Below are 2,658 nucleotides of genomic sequence, written 5' to 3'. Positions count from 1 at the left end.
ATCTCTGGAAGTTTAAGTACGGCACTGTAGATGTATACGTGCAGTTAACTGGAACCACTGAGGAGGACACGCTAACGGTTTGGTCGCCACTTTTGACATTACCTGTGCAACATGAAGCTGACTTGTTGAAGCGGTTGATGGTGATGAACTGGGGAGAAACCTTTGAGGCTCGCTATGCAATCACCGACAATCAAGTCGTAGTTGTAGCCAGCCGCACAGTAGCCGATCTGTCTCCTGGGGAAATTTCCCGCGCTATTACGATCGTCGCTACGATCGCAGACGAAAACGACGAACCCCTGCAAAAGCAATTCCCCGCAGCCTAAGGTGCACCCATACCCTTGGCGACTCATTCCCTACCTAGAGGCATCCGGCATTGTCCAGATGCAGATAGATGCCTGGCTATTGGAACACCATCGCCGAGGACAGCATCCTTCTACACTTCGGTTCTATAGCTGGTCACCCCCTGCGCTCTCCTTGGGTTACCACCAGCGCCACATTCCCCCCCACTGGCACTCTCTCACTTGGCAGGGCAAGCCCATCGAGTTGGTGCGGCGACCCACTGGGGGAAGGGCCGTCTTGCATCTTGGTGACCTGACCTATGCCCTAGTCACCTCTGGCATTGCTGGCGATCGCACCAGGGGTTACCGTCATCTCTGTGAGTTTCTGATCCAGGGATGGCGAGCCTTGGGAGTTGACCTCCACTACGGTCAGGCTCAACGAACCTACATCCATAGGGCTGACTGCTTTGATACGGCTACTGATGCCGATCTTGTAACCGCCGATGGTGTCAAACTCATTGGCAGTGCCCAATTGCGTCGGGGTCATGCCATATTGCAGCATGGGTCAATTCGCCTTGCCCCTGATCCGGAGTTGGTGACCTATGTGTTTGGTTCGCCATTCACAAGTTTTCCCCAGTCTGGGGGAATGGCTGAGATGGCTCAGCAGCCGTTAGCTCTGGTAAAAATGCGGGTGATGGAAGCCTTGACGATCGCAGCGGCTGAGTGTTTTCACACTAACTTGGTGGAGCAGCCCCTATCCGAGGCTGAGTGGCAGGCAATCACAGCAATGAATCCTCTAGACATCAGGTGCAATCCAGCAATCAGTGAGGATTCCTAGTGCGCAAGCTGTCTAGCAAGGTGAGAAATGGTCTGGGGAGCGGAGCAGTGACGACGATTGCCTCACCAGACACTGGATGCGTCAATCCCAACCGCCAAGCGTGGAGTGCCTGTCCTGGTAGATTAACTCCTACGGACTTACCGGAACTATAGAGCGGATCCCCAACGATTCCATGTCCCATATAGGCACTATGAACCCGAATTTGGTGAGTACGTCCAGTCTCTAGCTGAAAGAGCATTAGTGTATAGTTCCCCAAGCGCTCTTGAACGCGCCAATGGGTAATAGCTCGCCGCCCGCCTTGCTCTTCAGGCACCACTGCCATGCGCTTTCGATCAACCGGATGCCGGGCAATGGGTTGGTCGATCGTTCCCTGCATCGTTCGCGGTGCGCCATAGACGACTCCCAGATACTCACGACGGGCAGTCTTAGTTTTGATTTGTGCTTGTAGGGACTGATGAGCTTGGTCAGTCTTGGCAATCACCAGAGCGCCAGTGGTATCCTTATCCAATCGATGCACAATGCCGGGACGCTGCACTCCCCCAATGCCGGACAGTTGTGGACAATGGGCCAACAGGGCATGGACTAAGGTGCCCGCATGATGACCAGGGGCTGGATGCACGACCATGCCTACAGGTTTGTTGATGATCAGCAGGTGGTCGTCTTCATACAGAACATCGAGGGGGATAGCTTCCGGCTGCAAGTCCATGGGTTTTGGATCCGGAATATGCACCTGGATGCGATCGCCCCTAGCTACGATCGTCTGTTTGCGATAACATACCTGCCCGTTCACCTGCACTTCTCCAGCTTCGATCAGCTTTTGCAATTGCGATCGGGACACCTTGGGCAACTGCTCGACCAAGAATCGATCAAGGCGGGCACCCGCTGAAGCTGCCTCTACCACAATGGTGAAATCGTTAAGGGTGAAATCGTTGGTGACATTACTGGTCAAGGTCTTTTACGGCTTGTGCACTAGGGGTTGTGTTTTTGATTATAAGCATCCCGACTAGGAGGCCAACCGCCAGTATGCTTCCCGCTCCCATTAGGATTGGCATCCCCTGGGAACGCACGACAATGGCCACTAGCGCCCATACAATCACCCCAGCAAAGGCAAGGTCGTGGCGCTGCACCAACATGATGGCCGCGATCGCTGCACTCACCACCATCATCATTACTGTCCATAGGGTAGGTGGCAGTCCCCATCCACCCCAGTTAGCACTGTAAAGAGCGATCGCCACATTCACCACCGTTGCCACACTAATCCAACCCAGATAAACGCCAATGGGAATATCTATCAACCAGCGCTCTCGTGACGATACCCGCTCGTGACCAATTCCTAACCGCTGATAAAATCCCATCAGGGGTAGCAAGATACCCAGCATCACTACCACCGATAGGGAAAATTGCCGTAGTAGAAAGGCATAGACCCACAGGCATTGCGCCAAGGAAGCCACTACTAACCAATAGCCACCCCGCCGTAACCGCGGACTCTGCCGTTGGGTAGTTTGGAGCTGATAAAACCCAAAGGCAATTAGACCTATGTAA

The 2,658-nt window shown here is 53.9% G+C and carries 4 protein-coding genes; 2 read left to right on the top strand and 2 right to left on the bottom strand.

All coding sequences use genetic code 11. From position 1 onward, the window contains the following. Window positions 1-323 (top strand): YbjN domain-containing protein (locus tag NZ772_17030; GenBank protein ID MCS6815260.1); only part of this gene is annotated, 323 nt, incomplete at its 5' end. Between the two features lie 58 nt (window positions 324-381). Beyond that, the gene (locus tag NZ772_17025) at window positions 382-1,116 is read left to right on the top strand and encodes a lipoate--protein ligase family protein (GenBank protein MCS6815259.1); all 735 of its coding nucleotides are present in this window, start codon (window positions 382-384) and stop codon (window positions 1,114-1,116) included. Here the strand turns inward: NZ772_17025 and NZ772_17020 are convergent. Together NZ772_17020 and NZ772_17015 are read right to left on the bottom strand one after the other, a co-directional pair. Then, window positions 1,100-2,020: an RluA family pseudouridine synthase gene (locus NZ772_17020; protein ID MCS6815258.1), complete on the bottom strand. Its 921-nt coding sequence runs from the start codon at window positions 2,018-2,020 to the stop codon at window positions 1,100-1,102. The genes NZ772_17025 and NZ772_17020 overlap by 17 nt on opposite strands. A gap of 34 nt (window positions 2,021-2,054) precedes the next feature. Continuing rightward, the coding region (locus tag NZ772_17015; protein MCS6815257.1) for a tryptophan-rich sensory protein at window positions 2,055-2,658 on the bottom strand (604 nt) is incomplete at its 5' end.

The organism is Cyanobacteriota bacterium (genome assembly GCA_025054735.1).
GTDB lineage: Bacteria > Cyanobacteriota > Cyanobacteriia > SKYG9 > SKYG9 > SKYG9.
Note: the sequence above shows the minus strand (reverse complement) of the source record. Positions and strands in the feature narration are given on the sequence as shown.

Bases quoted from the DNA above. Each gene is read 5' to 3' on its own strand.
- NZ772_17025 (MCS6815259.1), top strand. From the start codon at position 382: ATGCAGATAGATGCCTGGCTATTGGAACACCATCGCCGAGGACAGCAT.